General features: G+C 62.9%; 17 protein-coding genes. 13 read left to right on the top strand and 4 right to left on the bottom strand.

Features of this window, described 5'->3' with window-relative positions:
- Positions 1 to 48: 48 nt before the first annotated feature.
- The 11 genes from AAFG07_RS37655 to AAFG07_RS37605 all read left to right on the top strand — a co-directional run bounded on the left by AAFG07_RS37655 (position 49) and on the right by AAFG07_RS37605 (position 10,351).
- Positions 49 to 1,314, top strand: a complete 1,266-nt coding sequence (locus tag AAFG07_RS37655; RefSeq protein ID WP_342724665.1) for an ABC transporter substrate-binding protein — start codon at positions 49 to 51, stop codon at positions 1,312 to 1,314.
- Between the two features lie 46 nt (positions 1,315 to 1,360).
- Positions 1,361 to 2,260: a branched-chain amino acid ABC transporter permease gene (locus tag AAFG07_RS37650; RefSeq protein ID WP_342724664.1), complete on the top strand. Its 900-nt coding sequence runs from the start codon at positions 1,361 to 1,363 to the stop codon at positions 2,258 to 2,260.
- On the top strand, positions 2,260 to 3,183 hold the full coding sequence (locus AAFG07_RS37645; protein ID WP_342724663.1) for a branched-chain amino acid ABC transporter permease: 924 nt from the start codon (positions 2,260 to 2,262) through the stop codon (positions 3,181 to 3,183). The genes AAFG07_RS37650 and AAFG07_RS37645 overlap by 1 nt, the downstream gene beginning before the upstream one ends.
- The gene (locus AAFG07_RS37640; protein ID WP_342724662.1) at positions 3,180 to 3,926 is read left to right on the top strand and encodes an ATP-binding cassette domain-containing protein; all 747 of its coding nucleotides are present in this window, start codon (positions 3,180 to 3,182) and stop codon (positions 3,924 to 3,926) included. The genes AAFG07_RS37645 and AAFG07_RS37640 overlap by 4 nt, the downstream gene beginning before the upstream one ends.
- A complete protein-coding gene (locus tag AAFG07_RS37635) occupies positions 3,926 to 4,618 on the top strand; it encodes an ATP-binding cassette domain-containing protein (RefSeq protein WP_342724661.1) in 693 nt (230 codons plus the stop codon). The genes AAFG07_RS37640 and AAFG07_RS37635 overlap by 1 nt, the downstream gene beginning before the upstream one ends.
- Complete coding sequence (locus AAFG07_RS37630) at positions 4,602 to 5,285, top strand: DUF2848 domain-containing protein (RefSeq protein WP_342729360.1); 684 nt, start codon at positions 4,602 to 4,604, stop codon at positions 5,283 to 5,285. The genes AAFG07_RS37635 and AAFG07_RS37630 overlap by 17 nt, the downstream gene beginning before the upstream one ends.
- A gap of 29 nt (positions 5,286 to 5,314) precedes the next feature.
- Positions 5,315 to 6,643 carry an amidase family protein gene (locus AAFG07_RS37625; protein ID WP_342724660.1) on the top strand — a complete coding sequence of 443 codons (1,329 nt, stop codon included), beginning with the start codon at positions 5,315 to 5,317 and terminating at the stop codon, positions 6,641 to 6,643.
- Between the two features lie 255 nt (positions 6,644 to 6,898).
- Positions 6,899 to 7,897 (top strand): AraC family transcriptional regulator, encoded by a 999-nt coding sequence (locus tag AAFG07_RS37620; protein WP_342724659.1) that lies wholly within the window; start codon positions 6,899 to 6,901, stop codon positions 7,895 to 7,897.
- A 196-nt stretch (positions 7,898 to 8,093) separates the two neighbouring features.
- Positions 8,094 to 9,044: a transporter gene (locus tag AAFG07_RS37615; RefSeq protein ID WP_342724658.1), complete on the top strand. Its 951-nt coding sequence runs from the start codon at positions 8,094 to 8,096 to the stop codon at positions 9,042 to 9,044.
- Between the two features lie 85 nt (positions 9,045 to 9,129).
- Positions 9,130 to 9,867, top strand: coding sequence for an alpha/beta fold hydrolase (locus AAFG07_RS37610; RefSeq protein WP_342724657.1), 738 nt, complete (start codon positions 9,130 to 9,132; stop codon positions 9,865 to 9,867).
- 40 nt (positions 9,868 to 9,907) lie between these two features.
- Positions 9,908 to 10,351, top strand: a complete 444-nt coding sequence (locus AAFG07_RS37605) for a nuclear transport factor 2 family protein (protein ID WP_342724656.1) — start codon at positions 9,908 to 9,910, stop codon at positions 10,349 to 10,351.
- Between the two features lie 239 nt (positions 10,352 to 10,590).
- Here the strand turns inward: AAFG07_RS37605 and AAFG07_RS37600 are convergent, their stop codons facing one another.
- From AAFG07_RS37600 to AAFG07_RS37590, 3 genes are read right to left on the bottom strand one after another with little or no spacing between them, the layout of a single operon-like run.
- The gene (locus tag AAFG07_RS37600; protein WP_342729359.1) at positions 10,591 to 11,316 is read right to left on the bottom strand and encodes an SOS response-associated peptidase family protein; all 726 of its coding nucleotides are present in this window, start codon (positions 11,314 to 11,316) and stop codon (positions 10,591 to 10,593) included.
- On the bottom strand, positions 11,316 to 11,765 hold the full coding sequence (locus AAFG07_RS37595; RefSeq protein ID WP_342724655.1) for a hypothetical protein: 450 nt from the start codon (positions 11,763 to 11,765) through the stop codon (positions 11,316 to 11,318). The genes AAFG07_RS37600 and AAFG07_RS37595 overlap by 1 nt, the downstream gene beginning before the upstream one ends.
- 45 nt (positions 11,766 to 11,810) lie before the next feature.
- Positions 11,811 to 12,179 carry a hypothetical protein gene (locus tag AAFG07_RS37590; RefSeq protein ID WP_342724654.1) on the bottom strand — a complete coding sequence of 123 codons (369 nt, stop codon included), beginning with the start codon at positions 12,177 to 12,179 and terminating at the stop codon, positions 11,811 to 11,813.
- A gap of 177 nt (positions 12,180 to 12,356) precedes the next feature.
- Between AAFG07_RS37590 and AAFG07_RS37585 the strand changes: the two genes are divergently transcribed.
- Entirely contained in the window at positions 12,357 to 13,280 is a 924-nt protein-coding gene (locus AAFG07_RS37585) for a Ku protein (protein ID WP_342724653.1), read from the top strand.
- A 73-nt stretch (positions 13,281 to 13,353) separates the two neighbouring features.
- Here the strand turns inward: AAFG07_RS37585 and AAFG07_RS37580 are convergent, their stop codons facing one another.
- Positions 13,354 to 13,611 (bottom strand): hypothetical protein, encoded by a 258-nt coding sequence (locus AAFG07_RS37580; RefSeq protein ID WP_342729357.1) that lies wholly within the window; start codon positions 13,609 to 13,611, stop codon positions 13,354 to 13,356.
- A gap of 526 nt (positions 13,612 to 14,137) precedes the next feature.
- Here AAFG07_RS37580 and AAFG07_RS37575 point away from each other — a divergent pair.
- Positions 14,138 to 15,394, top strand: a complete 1,257-nt coding sequence (locus AAFG07_RS37575) for an aromatic ring-hydroxylating dioxygenase subunit alpha (RefSeq protein ID WP_342724652.1) — start codon at positions 14,138 to 14,140, stop codon at positions 15,392 to 15,394.
- Positions 15,395 to 15,402: the final 8 nt, after the last annotated feature.

Raw genomic sequence — 15,402 nt, 5'->3', positions numbered from 1 at the left:
CGGCCTCAGCCAACATTTCTTCAATCGAAAGCTGATGGTCTCGCGGCAGTGCTCGCGATCAGTATCGCTGCGGCAATGCCCGCCGCGGCGCAGGAGAAGCCGAGTTCTCTCGGGCTCGGCATCTTCACCTTCACGTCGGGGCCAGCCGCCGCTTACGGCATGCCCGGCAAGAACGCGGCCGACCTGATGATCGATGAGATCAACGCCAAGGGCGGTATCGGGGGCGTGCCGGTGAGTGCGATCTATGTCGATGAGGCGCAGGGTGCTCAGGGTGTTATTGCGGAGTACCGTCGTCTTGCTGGCGAGGCCAGGAACCAGGTGATGGTGGCCGCACTGTCCAGCGCGAACTGCCTTGCGCTCGCTCCAATTGCCGAACAGCTGGAGGTCCCGACCGTCGGCTGGAACTGCGACACCCATCAGCTCCTGCTCGACGGCAAGAGCAAGTACATGTTCCGGCCCAGCGGCAACACCGTGCCGGAGTTTGTCGCCTATGCGGCCTACCTGCTCGAGCGCAAGCCCGATGTGAAAACGGTCGCAATCATTAATCCAGACTACGCTTTCGGCCACGACGCGGCGACAATCTTCAAGGCGGCGCTCAAGGCGTTGAAGCCCGATATCGAGGTCGTTGCCGAGCTCTATCCCAAGCTCGGCTCGCCGAACTACCAGACCGAGATCTCCCGCCTCACCACGGCGCATCCCGATGTCGTCTTCTCGAATCTATGGGGAGCCGACCTCGAGAATTTCGTGCGTCAGGCCACACCACGCGGGCTGTTCTCGTCCAGCCAGGTGGTCCTCGCGCTCGGCGAGACCGTATTGCAGCGCGTTCCGTTACCCGACGGCGTGATCGTTGGCGTGCTCGGCGACGGTTGGTGGATGTCACCCGACGCCAAGGCCAATGTTGAGACCACGAAGTTCGCGGCGGCTTACAAGCAGCGCTTTGGCGAGTATCCGGTTTTCCCGTCGATCAAGATGGCCAACGCCTTGATCTACGTAAAAGCCGCCTATCAGGCCGCGATGCAGAAGAACGGCGGCAAGTGGCCAACGCGGGCGGAAATCGCCGAGGCGATGAAGGGGAGCAGCGTGGCGACCCTGACCGGCACCACAAAGACCCGCGCGGACAATGATGGTCTTGTCGACCAGATCGTCGGCGTCACAATGAAGACCGAAGGTCGTTCCTTTCCGCTGATCGGCGAGATGGCGCGCTACAAGGGCGACAGCCTGATGCCGGCGCCGGGACAGGATCCGATTGCTTGGGTTTCGACGCTGAAGCCGGAGTTCGCGAAGACACTGTCAAAGCCTGGAAGCTACAAATAGGCGGCCGTCCGCGTCACTTGTCTTCGCCTCAGAAAGCGCAAGCCCGATGTCGAATACAATCATCCCCTTGCTGTTGGACAGTTTGGCCAGCGCTGCGCTGATCTTCTTCGCGGCGGTCGGCCTCACGCTGGTGTTCAGCGTGCTCCGCGTGCTCAACGTCGCCCATGGCAGCCTCTATTCGATCGGTGGTTATGCTGCCGCGTCGGCTTGCCTGTTCATCGCAAGCAAGCAGCTCAACCCGTATTTGTCGTTCGTTGCGCTGCTGTTCAGCGCCGTGTTTGTCGCCGCAATCTTCGGCCCGCTGATTGAGCGCAGCCTGATCCGCTGGACCTATGGCAAGTCGGAGGCGGTGCAGATATTGATCACCTTCGGGATCTTCCTGATCCTTGAGGATCTGCAGCGCATGATCTTCGGCGTACAGTCCTTCTACGAGGATACGCCGACGCGGCTGCTCGGCACGTCGAAAATCGGCGGGGTCGTCTATCTCAACTACCAGATATTGCTGATCGGACTGGCGTTGCTCGTCGTGATCGGACTGCGGCTCCTGATCAATCACACAAGGCTCGGGCGGCTGATCACCGCTGTCGTGACCGACCGCGAGATGGCGCAGGCGATCGGCATCGACACCAACCGGATATTCATCCTGGCGTTCTCGCTCGGCGTATTCCTGGCGGCGCTGGGCGGGGCGCTGGCGACCCCGACCTCCGGCATCGCGCCAGGGCTCGGCGCGGACACCATGGTGCTCGCTTTTGCGGTGGCGGCGATCGGCGGCCTCGGGCAGATCGAAGGCGCCGCGGTTGCCTCACTGATCGTCGGCGTGGCGCGCGTGCTTGCGATCTATCTGGCACCGTCGCTGGATGCGGTTGCGCCCTATGCGGCGATGCTTGCGGTGCTCCTGATCCGTCCCTACGGCCTGTTCGGCTCAGTCACGGCGCGGAGGATCTGATGCGCACCATTCCTGCCGCCGCCGCAGTTCTCGTTCTCGCTGCACTTCCGCTGTTTGCGCCCTGGCTGCAATTCGTGCTGACTCTGGCCGTCGCCAAGGGCTTTGCCGCACTTGGCGTCGCCGTGTTGCTGCGCGCTGGGCTGATCTCGATCGGCCATGCGATGTTCTTTGCCGCCAGCGCCTATGGTGTTGCGTTCCTGGCGCGGGCCGGGATCAACGATTTCGGCGTGCTGCTGATCCTCTCGGTGCTGTCTGCAGCGCTGGTCGGCGCCATCGCCGGATCGTTCCTGGTGCGCTATCGCGCGATCTTCTTTGCGATGCTGAACCTCGCCGTCTCGATGGTGTTCTACGCGCTGTGCGCCAAGCTCTACGGTGTTACCGGCGGCACCGACGGCATGCCGGTGCCGATTCCCGCGATCTTCGGGGTCGTGGTCGCCGAGCCTGTCTTCAAGAACATTCTGTTCTATCTCAGCCTGGGGCTGATGGTGTTGGTGGGGCTTGCCGTGCAGCGCTATTTGAACAGCCCGCTGGGGCAAGCTCTATCGGCGGTCCACACCAATGAGATCCGGCTTGAGTATCTGGGAATTCCAGTGTGGGCCGTGCTCCTGATCGCCTATATCATCTCGGCGGCGTTGGCCGGGCTCGGCGGCGCGATTGCCGGCTTTGCGATCGGCCGGGTCGTGCCCGACTTCGCGTTCTGGACCGCGTCGGGTCATCTTGTGCTGGTCGCCGTGCTCGGCGGCATCGGCGGCGTGCCCGGCGCGTTTCTCGGTGCGCTGTTCCTGGAGTTGCTGCACAGCGCGGCCGTCACCGTGACTGATGCCTGGAACATGATCGTCGGAGCGGCCTTGATCGTGGTGATCATGTTCATGCCGCAAGGGTTCTACGGGCTGTTCTCGCGCAAGGAGGCGTCGCGCCTATGACGCGTCCGATCCTTGAGGCCGAAGAGCTTCACGTCGCCTTCAACGGGGTCAAGGCCGCCGACGGCGTCAGCATCTCGATTTACGACGGCGAGTTTCTCGCCATCATCGGCCCAAACGGTTCGGGCAAGACGACGTTGCTGAACATCTGCACCGGCTACATTCGTCCGCGATCGGGCAGCGTGAGACTTGACGGGCAGGACATCACCCGAATGTCGCCGCGAGCGATCGCGCGGCGCGGCATGGCGCGTGCCTTCCAGATCCCGCAGTTGTTCTCCGCGCAGCGCGTAATCGACAATATGATGCTGGCGCTAGCCGCCAAGGACGGCTTGTGGAACGTGGTGCGTCCGCTCGAGATCGCAAGCCGGCGCGAGGAGGCCGAAGCGCTGCTCGACCTTGTCGGGCTCGCCGGCGACAGTGAACGAATCAGCAGCACGCTGCCCGAGGGGCATCGCAAGCTGCTCGACATCGCGGTCGCGCTTGCGCTCAAGCCGCGGCTGCTGCTGCTCGACGAGCCTACAAGTGGTGTCAGCGCGATCGAGCGGTTTCCACTGATGGAAGCGCTGATGAGTGCGCTGCGCCAGCGCCGGATTACGGCGCTGTTCGTCGAGCACGACATGGACGTGGTCGCTCGCTATGCGAGCCGCGTGCTGGTCTGGAACGCCGGCAACATCATGGCCGAAGGACGGCCCGAAGAGGTGTTCAGCAATGCGCTGGTGCGCGAGCGCGTCGTGGGAGTGGCATGATGCTCTGTGTCGACAAGGTCAGCGTCTCGATCGAAGGCGTGCGTGTGCTGCGCAAGGTCAGCTGCGATGTCGTCGCGCGCAAGACGACAGTGTTGATCGGCCGCAATGGTGCCGGCAAGACAACGACGCTTCGCGCAATCATGGGGCTCATCCCGCACGACGAGGGCTCGATCCGCCTCGATTCCGACGATCTCGGCAATATGCCGGCCTACACCCGCGCCCGGGCCGGTATCGGATATGCCCCGGAAGACCGCCGATTGATACCGGAGCTGAGCGTGGAGGAGAACATCCGCCTTCCGGCCCTGGCGCTCAACCTCGACAAGGCGGAAATCGGTCGCAGGCTGGACGAAATCTATATGCTCCTGCCGGAACTGCATGTGATGCGGTCGAGACCTGCGGGCGGTGTTTCCGGCGGGCAGGGCAAGATGGTTGCGCTGGGCCGTGCGTTGACTGTGGCGCGCAAGGTCCTGTTGCTCGATGAACCCTTCCAGGGCCTGGCGCCGGCCCTCGCGCTCGAATATGCGCGGACGCTCGGCGAGCTGCGCAAGCACCGGCCCGAACTCGCGTTGCTGATCACGGAATCCTCGCCGGTTCTGCTCGACCGCGTTGCCGACCGCACATTGCAGATCGAGCGCGGCGAGATTCTTGTTCCAACTACCAAGGATGAAAAAGCCCATGTTCATGAAGTTTGACCGCATCGCGAAGGATCGAACCGATCATGTCGGCGTCGAAATCGAATCGCTCGTGATCGCGGGTTGGGCGGGCAGGGACGCGGCGACGATCGAGCACCACATCGAGGAGCTTGCTGCGCTCGGAATCCCGCGCCCGTCGACGACGCCGCTTTACTACCGTGTCGCAGCCCAGATACTGACGCAGGCGGATCGCCTGACGGTGCTCGGTCCGGACAGTTCCGGTGAGGTCGAGCCGGTCTTGGTCGCGATGGCCGATGGACTTTGGATCGGAATCGGATCCGACCACACCGATCGCAGGGCGGAAGCTATGGGGATCGCACTTTCGAAGCAGCTCTGCGGCAAGCCGGTCGGCCTGCAGCTCTGGAGCTACGCTGATGTCGAACCGCACTGGGATGAATTGGTCCTTCGTTCCTGGGCGACGATCGATGGCAAGCGGGTGCTGTATCAGGAAAGTCCTGTCTCGTCGCTAAGAACACCGCGCGATCTCATTCGTCGTTACGCGAGCGCCGATCTCCTCCCTGCCGGGACCCTGATGTTCTGCGGGACGCCGGGTGCGATCGGCGGAATTCGCCCGGGGGCGCGCTTCGAGATGGAGCTGAGCGATCCGGTTCTCAAACGCTCCCTGATCCACGGCTACGACATAGACGTCCTGCCGGTTATCGCTTGACCGCCAACCCCGGTGAGGAGCTTCGACGAATGACGTCAGCATCCGATCAACCCCAACCCACGGCCGTGGGAAGGCTGGAGGCCGCCCTCGCGCTCGCGAACTCATCCGGCGCGGAGAATACTTTCACCGCTTTGTTTCCGGAGAGCGCCCGGTGCGAGGCTGAAGCTGCCGATCGGCGAGCCGTGGCGGGGACCAGGCGCGGCCCGCTCGATGGTCGCATCGTCTCGGTCAAGGCACTCTTCGACGTCGCCGGCACCGTGACGAGTTCGGGGTCCGCTGTACTGCGCGCCTTGTCCCCTGCCGCCGAAGACGCCCTGGCCGTGAAGCGTTTGCGCGCGGCGGGTGCCGTGATCATCGGCAAGACCCAGATGACCGAGTTTGCCTTTTCGGCGCTGGGCACCAACCCGAATGATGGGGTGCCGGGCAACCCTCGCGACCGCCGCCGCGCCCCGGGGGGATCATCGTCGGGGGCTGTCGTCTCGGTCATCGATGGCATGGCGGAAATCGCCATTGGGAGCGATACGGGAGGGTCGATCCGAATTCCGGCGGCTCTGTCGGGCGCAACCGGCTTCAAGCCGACGAGCGGGTTCGTGCCGACCGCCGGCGCATTCTCGCTGTCGTCGAGCCTCGATACCATCGGGCCGATTGCCTCGAGCGTCGCGGACTGTTTCGCTGCCGATCAGGTGCTGTCGGGTGGCGATGTGGTCTCGCGGCCGCAAGCTGCCTCCCCCTACACCTTTCGTCTCACTGTCGCGCGCGGTCGCTTGTTCGACGGCTGCGAGCCGGAAGTCCTTGACGCGTTTGAGAATGCCCTGGAGCGGCTTCGATCGTGTGGCCTGCAGATCGAGGATGGATCGATCGACCCTGCTCTCGATCGCGTTGCAGAGATCGACAGGATCGGCACTTTTCCGTCGATCGAGGTCGGCGCTACGCTGCGCAGTCTCGGGCTATCGCGGCTGGATGGGATCGATCCGAAAACCCGGGTTCGCATCGAAGCGGGTGCCGGCATCCTCGCCGTCGATTATGTGCGCATGCTGCGGCTCCGGCACGCCGCAGTCCGGGCTTTTGAGCAATCCTTCAGCAATGATGAGGTTTTCATTCTACCTACGACGCCAATCCGCGCGCCGCTTCTGTCGGCGCTAGAGGAGGATAGCGCGTTCCATAAATTCAACGGACTGGTGCTTCGCAATCCCCGCATCGCCAACATGCTCGATTGTCCGTCGATCTCGACGCCGTTGCCGGTCGACGGCCTGCCTGTGGGCCTTATGCTGATCGGCCGCAGGAACGCCGACCGGCGCTTGCTGGAGATCGCGACCAGTGTAGAAACGATGCTGCGAGGCCATTCGCATGCCGTTTAGGACTTTCGCGAAAGGGGCGCCAGATCCGCTCAAGTGAGGGGATTGTGCAAAAGCGCATGTGAAGCTGCAGCTTGCCGATTGTCGACATAAGGCGATGGGCGCGGAAGCAAGGGCGCTGATGGTGCGGCGGCCCAACAGCGGATTTTGCGATGCGGCAGTGCCACGCTGCCGGCAGCCGCGATATCGTGCGTGGATCAGCCGATTGGGCTATGGTTGTAGTGTCGCGGTGCCGCCGACGATTGGAGAGGAGCAGTGATGACTGTATCGACCTCGTTCATCGCAGATCGTCTGTTCGACGCAAAGCACCTGGTTCTTGCAAGTGGTGACCTTGACGAGGTCGTCGACGGATGCAGCAGAATGCTGCGGCCGCACGAGCTGACTATGCGAGGGCGGCGCGCGAAACTCGCCGCGCGCTTGCATCATCTGCCAATCGGGCCGATTTCGCTCAACCGGCTGCGCTATGGGGGCGACGTCACCGTGGTGCCCGAATTGTCGGAGGAGGGGAATTTCCTCGTCACGCTGCCGGTGCAGGGCAGTGCGCAATTTCGCTACGGTTCGGCGGCCGCCGACGTGACACCGGGTCATGGCACGATCGTTGGGCCATATCAGGAATTTCGCCTCGACATCGAAGGTACCTTCGACCAGATCTTGCTGCGGCTGGACCGTCGGCGCGTAGAGGTCGTTTGCGCGAACCTGCTCGGCCTCGACAAGGCGATGCCGGTTCATTTCGATCTCGCGCTGCGCGACGTCCCGGCGTTCTGGCACAAGCTGCTCGAGGCTGCCGCCAGCCTGTCGATGTTCAGCGAGGCGCTGGCGCATCCGACGATGTTGGTGCGGCTCGAGGAAATGATCATCGAATCGCTGCTGATGGCGCAGCCGAACAATTTCAGCGCCGCGATTGCTGCGGCGAACGGGGCAGCGCCGTCGGCGCAGGTGCGCAAGGCGATGGACTATATGCGCCAGCGCATCGCCGATGCGGTCAGCCTGGGGCAGGTCGCTCGGCACTGCGGGCTCAGCCTGCGCAGCCTCCAGGCCGGGTTCCAGCGCGATCTCGGGACGTCGCCGAGCCGGTGGCTGCGCGCGCAACGGCTCGACCGGGTGCACGCCATTCTGTTGTCATCTGAACCCGGCAGCGTCGCGGTAACCGACGTCGCGCTGCAGTGCGGCTTCTTCCACCTTGGCGATTTCTCAATGCGTTTCAAGGAGCGGTTCGGCGAGAAGCCGTCCGCCGTGCTGGCAAAGCGTCGCTCGTAGCGCCGCACATCAACGAAAATTTCGCGATTCCGATAATCGTCTTCGCGCACGCGATAGCGCCACGCCGCCCTCTGTCCAACAGTCCGGCCAACTAAACCTGCCGCCGCCATCCGGTGATGAGAGCAGGACGCTTGGGATCGGAGGGGACATGTTTTCTACACGGATATTTACCACAGCATTGACGGTCGGTTTGACGATGGCTTGCACGCAGGTCTCTGCGTTCGAGGCCGGCTACATCGGCTCGGCGCAGAAGCCGGGCCTTGTGCTCGGAAATGCCGCGATCACGCCGCCGGCCGGCCTCTACCTGTTCGACCAGGCGGTGGCCTATTCGGGATCGATCGTCGGTCCGGGTGCGCCCACCGCCGCAGGCGGCGGCAAGACCGACGTTCACATCGCGGCCGGGGCCGCAGGATTGCTCTGGGTGCCCGGATGGACGGTGTTCGGCGCAACCTACGATGCGGTGCTCGTGCAACCGTTCATGATGCTTGACGTCGGCTCGCCGCTGAACGTCAATCCGCTCGGCATGCACAATACGTTCCTGGCGCCCGCGGAGTTGAGCTGGAAGCTCGGCGACAGCGGTGTGTATGTCAAGGCGGGCTTCGGCATGTGGATGCCGACCGGCACCACGTCGGGCCCGAACGGGCTCGGAAATGTCGGTGCGCCCTGGTGGACCTTCCAGCCGAACCTCGTCGTCTCCTATTTCAAGGACGGCTGGAATCTCACCGCCAACATGTTCGAGGAAATCAACACCGCGAGCTCGGTGACCGGCTACACCAGCGGCAACGTGCTCCATGCCGAGTTCACCGCGACCAGAACCATCGGCAACTGGACATTCGGTCCGGTCGGCTACTACGTCGGACAGGTGAGCGACGACAAGTCCAGCGCGTTCTATGGCGGAGCGGTGAACCTCAAGCGTTACGACATCTGGGCCGCTGGCGCGCTGGTTGGATACAATTTCGGTCCCGCCGCGTTGAACGTGTGGGTGACGCACGAGCTGTCGGCCAACGTTTCCGGAGGGACGGCGGTGCCCGGCATCGACAGCGCGGCCGTCTCACGCGGTTTCACGGTGTTCGCCAATCTCAGCTACCGGCTGTGGGCGCCTGATGCTCCAGCCGCCGTGCCGACGCGGACATCGTTTCGCAAATAGCAGAATTCGCGCCGGCGCAACGCGCGACACCGCGCTGCGCGGGCGTGCGACCGCACATCACGCTATCGAAAATTGGAGACCATTGATGTCCTATGCAGTTGAAAATTGGGGCGGTGGAAGGGATCGGATCGTCCTTGTTCATGGCAGCCTTGGCGTCGGCGCCGCCGCATTCGGGGAGCAGAAACCGCTGGCCGACACCTTCGCCCTTGCAGTCATGACCCGCCGCGGCTACGGCGACACAGCACCGATCGATGCGGTGGATGTCGTGCGCGATGCGGCTGACGTCATCGAGTTGCTCGGCGACGGCGCCCATCTGGTCGGTACGTCGATGGGAGGGATCGTTGCGATGAACGCCGCGGGCCGGCGTCCCGACCTCGTGCGTTCTCTCACGGTGATCGAGCCGCCCGCCTTTGCGCTGGCATCCGATCTCGCCCCGGTGCGCCGCGTGGCGGAGGCGATGCGCAAGCATTGGGCCACCGCCGATCGGGCGAAACGCCACGCCTTCGTGACCGGCTTCCTGGCGGCGCTCGAAATGAACATGCCGATGCCCGATCCGCTTCCCCCGCCGGTTCATGCCGCGGCCGGCGTCCTCGTCACCGAGCGTCCCTGGAGCGTCGATGTGCCGGTCGGTGCGGTCGCCGACGCGCGCTTCCCGAAGCTCGTCGTCACCGGCGGCTGGAGCGAGGCCTTCGACGGCATCAGCGGGCGGCTCGCCGACCTGTTCGACGTCGAATGCCACTGCCTGCAAGGTGCGGGTCACGCCGTCCAGAAAGTTGGCGAGCCCTTCAACGCACTGCTGCTACGGCACATCGCGTCCGCCTGAGTCCATTCATTCAGAAACTGAAACCCAAGGGAGACTATCGATGACCATCACGACCGAAGACAAGATCGACATCCAGGAACTCACCGCGCGGACCTATATCGGGCTCGACAGCGAGGACGCCGGCGGGTTCGCCTCCGGCTTTGCCGACGACGGCGTCTTCGTCGCCCCCTACGGCGAGTTCGTCGGCCCCGCCGCGGTGAAGGAATTCATCACCAAGCACATCGCCGCCGGCAAGGAAGACGGCGTGCGGCACTTCCTCACCAACCACGTCGTCGATGCTCACGAGGAGGGGGCACGTTATCGCTTCTACATCACCAAGATGAACATCGCGACCGGGCCGGTCGCGATCGCCACCGCGGGTGGTGATTGCATCGTCAAGCGGACGGTGGAAGGCTGGCGCTTCAAGCGCTTCCAGTTGACGATCGATCCGGCGATGTTCGGTGACGCCAAGCCGGTCGTAGCGCCGGTCGCCAAGAGCAAATGATGGATCATCTGGAACATTGCTCAGCGGATCGTCGAGCATTTCTCCCAGCCTCCAAGGGCCGACTGGAAGGCGTCACGAGAAAGCGTGACGCCGCTTTTTTAGATTGCGAGGTCAGCCTTCGGGCGTACCGTCCTCAGGCATTTTGTTAAAGCAAGTCGCGCACCCTGTCGACGTCGTCTCAGCTCTTTGAGCAGATCCAGGTTGTGGCACGGTTGTCCGGTCGTCATCGTTCTCGGTGGTCACGTCGGCAGCCCAGCCGTATCTTCCTTGACGCCGCGGGCGACGATCTTGAGCGTTCCGTCGGCAAGCGGCCGCTGCAGTTTTAGGGCCTCATCCGGGGAGGCCGTCATCCAGGTTTCTACCTCGTCCGGCGATGTCAGGATCACCGGCATCGCCTTCGGGTGGATGGCGCCGACCTCGGCGTTTGGCTCCGTTGTGAGGAACGCGTAGAGGTCGTTGGTCGTCTCGCCTTCCTTGACCTTCCGGACAGACGTCCAGCTGGCCCAGATGCCGGCAAAGCAGGCGAGGGGACGGCTCTCGTCGAGCGCGAACCAGATATCACCGCCCTCGGCCTTGTTGAACTCGCTGAAGGAATTGAACGGCACCACGCACCGGTTTTCGGTACCAAGCCATCTTGTCCAATGCTTGCTCTTCACGTTGCGGATGTTGGTGGTGCCGCCGTCCGGCTCCATGCGCAACAGCTCTTTGAAATCGACCGGCTTACCATTCGCCTCGAGCTTTGCCGCGCGCTTCTTCGTTGCCTCCATCAGGGCTTGCTGAGACGAAGGCATCCCCCATTGCGCGGTGGCAAGCTCGCGTCCCTCCGTGCCGTTGCGCACGATCGGTGCTTTGTAGTCAGGGAACACCCCCGGCATCGGCGCAAGGTTGCCCACATATCGGTTCACGACGCGAAACAGCGCGCTGATGGCGGCCTGGTTGGTCGTGATCGAGTAGAGATTGCACATCAGGTTTCGGTCCGAGGGTGGCGCGGTTGCCCAGCCAGTTGTAGCAGAGTTGCGGAGGGGCGCCGGCCCGACGTGGCACATTTGCGGCAGCGCAGCCGGCTGGCGAGATCGTGCACGAAGGTGGTCGGCGGATGCTTCATCGTTGCGAGGTCGACGTCACTCGACGTCTTGCAACGTTCGCACATGATCTCAAGCCAGGGGAAGCCTCCATTCACGGCCTGGTCGATCGCCGGGGACGGGTCGATCGGCTCTCCGTCGGACCACATGCGCGCGTTCCAGCTCTCGCACAGTAGCTTGTCCGCCTGTCGGATCAGTGCTTCGCCCTTGGCCCGCATCTCCGCCGATCGGGTGGCCAGGACGACGGCCAACGCGCGCGCCTTGCCAAGCTCGTTGTTCAGAGCCCTGCGGTCGCCACCCGATAGCGGCATAGGGTGATACTTCGGAGCCATCCAGAGATCCCGGCGCGAAGAAGAGGATCGGCGACCTGGAGCGGGCTAAGGCGTTTCGAACGTTGGCCAGCACCCGTCTTCCTCATGCCCGCCGGTTCGTTGCCGGCAGGTGTTGTCGAGCAGCCGCTGCGCGACATCCTTCCAGATCGCGTTGCGGCCATACAATCGGACCGCATCGGCGGTCTGGATTTCGACGATCCGCTCGCAGCGGCGGCAGGAGACGCGAAGGATGTGGCGCTGAAATTCGCAGAGACGTCGTTGCCGCATCTGGGCATCGGTCGTATCGGCGCGAGGATCCTTGAGCACCGATTCCCAGTACTCGGCCGGGAGTGATGCATCAGGAGCCGGAGCGGAAGGAGCCGGCCTGGGAGTGGCCTCGGCGGCCAGCTTTTCCATCTGCTTCGGGGTCGGCATGCGCCAGCTCGCGGGTCGGTCGGTTATGCCGAATTAGAACATAACAAGAACAAATGTCGAGTCCGCTCAGGCGGCCGCGGAGAAAAATCGTCCTGTTGGGGGGGGGGCGCCGGGATGTCGGAACCAGGGCCTGCGGATCGTCTTGAATCCGGTTATCAGTATCGGAGTTCCCCCGCCATGGCCCCCCGCGCCAACTGGAAAGGCTTCCTGCGTCTTTCCCTCGTCACCTGTCCGGTCGCGCTGTATCCGGCCACATCCGAATCCGAGAAGGTCTCGTTCAACCAGCTCAACCGCAAGACAGGCCACCGGATCAAATACGCCAAGGTCGATGCCGACACCGGCGAGGAGGTTGCCAACGAGGACATCGTCAAGGGCTACAAGGTCGACGACGACACCTTCATCGAGGTGACCAGGGAGGAGCTCGAGAACGCCGCGCTGGAATCGACGCGAACCATCGAGATCGACGAGTTCGTCGACCGCAGCGAGATCGATCCGCGATATCTGATCCGGCCCTACTACCTGTGTCCTGACGGCAAGGTTGGGCACGATGCGTTCGCCGTGATCCGTGAAACCATCCGGGAGATGAACAAGGTCGCCATTGGGCGCGTAGTGCTGACCAACCGTGAGCACATCGTCGCCCTCGAGCCGATGGACAAGGGCCTGATGGGAACGCTGCTGCGCTATCCCTATGAGGTGCGCTCAGCGGCCGAATATTTCGACGAGATCCAGGATGTCAAAGTGACCAAGGAGATGCTCGATCTCGCCAGGCACATCGTCAATCAAAAGTCGGGTCACTTCGAACCGGACAGGTTCGAAGACCAGTATGAAACCGCCTTGATCGACCTCATCAACAAGAAGCGCGCCGGCAAACCGATTACCGCGAAGGAGCGGCCGCGTGGCGACAACGTCGTCGATTTGATGGACGCGTTGCGCAAGAGCATTGGCGGCGAAAAGGCGGTAAAAAACGGCAAGGCGGCCAGGAGGCCGCGCAAGGCCGCAAGCGGTCAGAAGGAAATGCTCATGCCGATCACCGGCAAGAAGCCGGCGAAGGAAGCTGCGGCAAAGAAGCCGGCAGCAAAGCCGCAGCGGAAATCAGCTTAGGTTCCGCTGATCCAGAACATGCGCTGATGGATTCCGATGTTTCGCGGGCTCAAATAGCCGTTTATTTCCTGAATCAAGGGCACTCCGGGCAGGTATCGCCGATCGAGTCCAGCATCTCACGAACCTCGGCCACGGCTTCTTGCGCGGACATCCCTGTCGGCGGGTCTCGGCGGGCGATGTCAAAGGCTCGATCCTGTGCATGCGGATCGGCGCGATCCTGCATCCAGCCGTGCTCCTCGCACTCGCGGATGGCGGCCGCTTCCTGTAGGACGTGGACCGCCCATCCACGCAACGTCCGTATCGCGGGCCTCCGCTGCCTGGTCATCAGCATCGACGTCACTCCTGGCAGGACGAATCGCTGTGTCCGCCATTGTTCGTCAAGCTTGGTCATCGTGCTTTGTCCAGGCGTGTGTGGCGATAGCCGCACCGGAGCTGGCGCAAATGCTGGACGTCGCCACTGGACTTGAGGCCGGCGCAGCGCGCGTTCTCATCCTTCAGTCTGAGAGCTGTTTGCTGCATTGAGCAGCGGTGGCCGTTGCCCATGATCGCTCTCCCGGGGATTCCATTCGGCTGAGCACGAAACGTCCTGCACCGGTGCTACGGCTCGCTGCTGCTCGACCGTCCCTCGTCCGTATCGCATCGGCTGCTTCATCTCGCCGTGCTGGCGCAGATCGTAGTCGGCCCGCTGGGGCGCCAGACTCACTACAGGCTCGCGGTGCTCATGTGATTGGCCACTCAGGAAACCGAACAGAAGAGGGAATACTGGTCCGAGTCAGTTCGGGCCAATCGAATCAACTTGACTTCGAAGCTGTGTCAGTATTTATAGTCCGAACGATCGGACTAAGAAAGTGAGTGCAATGACGTCCCTCGCAAACAGCCACGACTGCCGTGCCTTGATCGAGCCGGCCAGAGTTCACAGCCGTCTATATTATGACAGGGGCATTTTCGAGCAGGAGCTTGAGCGCATCTGGCACAAAAGCTGGGTCTATGTCGGCCATGTCAGCGAGGTGCCGAACCGTAACGACTACGTCACCAAGTCGATCGGGCCGACGCCAGTTTTGCTCGTCCACGATCGAACAGGACAAATCACGCTGCTGCTGAACAAGTGCCCTCACCGTGGCAATCAGCTCTGCGCCTATCGAGAGGGTAATCGCAGCACATTCACCTGTCCCTACCATTCCTGGACGTTCAGCAATACCGGCGAGCTAACCGGTTTCGCTTATGCCGATGGCTACAATGGAGCAGATAAGAGTCGGTTTTCGCTTGGCCGGGTGCCGCGTGTTGCGGTCTATCGCGGCTTCGTGTTCGGCTCATTTGCCAGCGACGGACCCTCTCTGGAGGACTATCTAGGTGGCGCCAAGGCATCGCTCGACCAGTTGCTAGACAATTCGCCCGAAGGTGAGCTCGAACTCACTGCTGGCTTCCTGCAACATCGCACGAAGGCAAACTGGAAGTTCCTGCTGGAGAACGAGACCGACGGCTACCATCCGGCCTTCGTTCACGGCTCCGTTTTCCAGGTTACCGACAGCAGCATCGGCAAGCTCTATGGTCCGCAGTCCAGTGCGCTGACCCGCGACTTCGGCAATGGCCACACCGAGTTTGATCTGAGGCCGGAATGGCGGCGTCTCGACAAGCCACTTGCCTGGTTCGGCACGACGGAGGACCGACTGCCCGACTATGCCGAGGCGATGAAGGCAAGCTACGGCGCGGAGAGGGCGCGCCAGATCATGATCGACGGCTCGCCACACACCATGATCTTTCCGAACCTGTTCATCGCCGAAATTCAGTTGTTCGTTCTGCAGCCGATTGCTGTCGACGAGACCATCCAGCACGTCACCGCGCTCCAGTTCAAGGGGGCCCCCGCTTTCAACCGCCGCCTGCGCCAGCAAACCATGGGGTCCGTCGGCCCCGCCGGCTTTTTGCTCGCGGACGACACCGAGATGTATGAGCGTAACCACCGCGGCGCACTGATCAGTGACCCGGAGTGGTTGACCCTCAGCCGCGGCCTGCATCGCGAGCGCCGGGACGAGAACGGATATCTCATCGGACATTCGACCGACGAGGTGCCGCAACGAGGTATCTGGCGGCACTATGCCAGCCTGATGGCGGCTTGAGGTCGACG

It is taken from the genome of Bradyrhizobium sp. B097 (assembly GCF_038957035.1).
Taxonomy (GTDB): Bacteria; Pseudomonadota; Alphaproteobacteria; order Rhizobiales; family Xanthobacteraceae; genus Bradyrhizobium.
The sequence above is the reverse complement of the archived record's forward strand: the minus strand, read 5'-3'. Positions and strand labels throughout refer to the sequence as shown.

Excerpts from the sequence above, each read along its gene's own strand:
- AAFG07_RS37650 (WP_342724664.1), top strand. The coding sequence starts at position 1,361 with ATGTCGAATACAATCATCCCCTTGCTGTTGGACAGTTTGGCCAGCGCT.
- AAFG07_RS37645 (WP_342724663.1), top strand. The coding sequence starts at position 2,260 with ATGCGCACCATTCCTGCCGCCGCCGCAGTTCTCGTTCTCGCTGCACTT.
- AAFG07_RS37640 (WP_342724662.1), top strand. The coding sequence starts at position 3,180 with ATGACGCGTCCGATCCTTGAGGCCGAAGAGCTTCACGTCGCCTTCAAC.
- AAFG07_RS37635 (WP_342724661.1), top strand. The coding sequence starts at position 3,926 with ATGCTCTGTGTCGACAAGGTCAGCGTCTCGATCGAAGGCGTGCGTGTG.
- AAFG07_RS37630 (WP_342729360.1), top strand. The coding sequence starts at position 4,602 with ATGTTCATGAAGTTTGACCGCATCGCGAAGGATCGAACCGATCATGTC.
- AAFG07_RS37625 (WP_342724660.1), top strand. The coding sequence starts at position 5,315 with ATGACGTCAGCATCCGATCAACCCCAACCCACGGCCGTGGGAAGGCTG.
- AAFG07_RS37620 (WP_342724659.1), top strand. The coding sequence starts at position 6,899 with ATGACTGTATCGACCTCGTTCATCGCAGATCGTCTGTTCGACGCAAAG.
- AAFG07_RS37615 (WP_342724658.1), top strand. The coding sequence starts at position 8,094 with ATGGCTTGCACGCAGGTCTCTGCGTTCGAGGCCGGCTACATCGGCTCG.
- AAFG07_RS37610 (WP_342724657.1), top strand. The coding sequence starts at position 9,130 with ATGTCCTATGCAGTTGAAAATTGGGGCGGTGGAAGGGATCGGATCGTC.
- AAFG07_RS37605 (WP_342724656.1), top strand. The coding sequence starts at position 9,908 with ATGACCATCACGACCGAAGACAAGATCGACATCCAGGAACTCACCGCG.
- AAFG07_RS37600 (WP_342729359.1), bottom strand. The coding sequence starts at position 11,316 with ATGTGCAATCTCTACTCGATCACGACCAACCAGGCCGCCATCAGCGCG.
- AAFG07_RS37595 (WP_342724655.1), bottom strand. The coding sequence starts at position 11,765 with ATGGCTCCGAAGTATCACCCTATGCCGCTATCGGGTGGCGACCGCAGG.
- AAFG07_RS37590 (WP_342724654.1), bottom strand. The coding sequence starts at position 12,179 with ATGCCGACCCCGAAGCAGATGGAAAAGCTGGCCGCCGAGGCCACTCCC.
- AAFG07_RS37585 (WP_342724653.1), top strand. The coding sequence starts at position 12,357 with ATGGCCCCCCGCGCCAACTGGAAAGGCTTCCTGCGTCTTTCCCTCGTC.
- AAFG07_RS37580 (WP_342729357.1), bottom strand. The coding sequence starts at position 13,611 with ATGCTGATGACCAGGCAGCGGAGGCCCGCGATACGGACGTTGCGTGGA.
- AAFG07_RS37575 (WP_342724652.1), top strand. The coding sequence starts at position 14,138 with ATGACGTCCCTCGCAAACAGCCACGACTGCCGTGCCTTGATCGAGCCG.